The sequence below is a fragment of the Steroidobacter sp. genome, assembly GCF_016790065.1.
Taxonomy (GTDB): Bacteria; Pseudomonadota; Gammaproteobacteria; order Steroidobacterales; family Steroidobacteraceae; genus Steroidobacter.
Genome location: NZ_JAEUPY010000413.1, coordinates 1 through 1,606 on the forward strand (window position 1 = coordinate 1; position 1,606 = coordinate 1,606).

Consider the following 1,606-nt stretch of genomic DNA (forward strand, 5'->3'; position numbering starts at 1 on the left):
ACCTCGCGCGTGCGGGGGACTGCGTGGCATGCCATACGGAGATCAACGGCCCTGCATTCGCCGGGGGACGCCCAATGGCCACGCCCTTCGGCAATCTGTATGTGCCGAACATTACTGCGGACGATGAGACGGGCATCGGTCTTTGGACCGCAGATGAGTTCTATCGAATGATGCACACGGGCGTCTCGCGTGACGGCACATTGCTTTATCCGGCGATGCCGTTCGCCAACTACACGAACGTCACGCGCGAAGACTCGGATGCGATCTACGCGTATCTCATGTCCGTCACGCCTGTCGTGCGCGAGAACCGGCCGCACGAATTGCGATTCCCTTTCAATCAGCGCGAGCTGTTGATCGGCTGGCGCACGCTGTACTTCCAGGAAGGCGAGTACGTCCCCGATCCGAAGCAGTCGGCGCAGTGGAATCGCGGCGCGTACCTCGTCAAGGGGCTGGGGCACTGCTCGATGTGCCACACCGCCGTCAATGCGCTCGGCGGCTCGCGAGAGTCGCGTGCTTTCGAGGGTGGAATGATCCCGAATCAGAATTGGTATGCGCCCTCGCTCACCTCCAACCGGGAGGCGGGCTTGGGCAACTGGGATCTGCAGGACATCGCGGATCTGCTGCAAGTCGGTGCCTCGAAACGAGGCGCCGTGTATGGACCCATGGCCGAGGTGGTGTACAACAGTCTGCAATACCTGACTGACGAAGATGCCATCGCGATGGCGGATTACCTGAAGTCGCTTCCTCCCCGCGACTCCGACCCGCCACCGCCCAGTCAGGCGCGATTGGTGGACCCCTCGGTCATGGAGCTGGGACGTGAGACCTATGATCAGCAATGCGCCGTCTGCCACGGTAAGGACGGGGAAGGGTACCCACCGGCGTTCCCACCGTTGGCGGGCAATCAGTCGATCACGATGTCTTCTCCCGTCAATTCAATTCGCATGGTGTTGAATGGCGGCTATGCGCCCGGGACCAAGAAAAACCCCCGCCCGCATGGCATGCCGCCGTTCTCGCACATCCTCAATGATCAGGCAGTGGCGGCGGTGGTGACATACATCCGCGTGGCTTGGAACAATAGCGGCACGCCGGTCACGCCCGATCAAGCCAACGAGCTGCGCAAATTGCTGCCGGAGTAGGGGAGAACCGCATGACCCGGCGTTCCAACGACGAGCATGATTCTGGCTTGAAGAAGCAGGTCGAGGACATCGTCGCCCAGGGACCCGCGGGCGCGTTCGCCGTCGCCGGCATTGCGACGGCGATCGTCGTGATCCTCTATTTCGCTTTTTATTTCTTCATCTACCTGCCGCGAGGTGCAGTTCAGTGAGCGCGGTGCCTGCACATGACGTGGCTGAAGCCGCCGAACGACGCTGGGCGATCATCGTCGGCATCATCATCGCGGTCCTCGTGGGGATGATGATCGTAACCGGCTTGCATTGGGCGGCCATGCCACCCTCGCGGGTCGAGACGATCGATGTCAAAACGCTGCACATCCAGGGCGAGTTTGTCGAAAGCAACTTGGGTACGGCGCTGGAGAGCGACGGCAAAGTGATCGTGCGCTTGCTGGCCCAGCAATATTCCTTTGAGCCCCAATGCATCGTCGTGCCCG

At 61.4% G+C, this 1,606-nt stretch carries 2 protein-coding genes and 1 pseudogene; all 3 read left to right on the top strand.

All coding sequences use genetic code 11. The features are described from left to right. On the top strand, window positions 1-1,136 hold a 1,136-nt coding region (locus JNL55_RS17115; RefSeq protein ID WP_415923098.1), incomplete at its 5' end, for a c-type cytochrome. 11 nt (window positions 1,137-1,147) lie between these two features. Then, on the top strand, window positions 1,148-1,324 hold the full coding sequence (locus JNL55_RS17120) for a hypothetical protein (protein ID WP_293856109.1): 177 nt from the start codon (window positions 1,148-1,150) through the stop codon (window positions 1,322-1,324). Further along, a pseudogene (locus tag JNL55_RS17125) lies at window positions 1,321-1,606 on the top strand (cytochrome C oxidase subunit II); the annotation flags it as partial. The gene JNL55_RS17120 and the pseudogene JNL55_RS17125, both read left to right, overlap by 4 nt.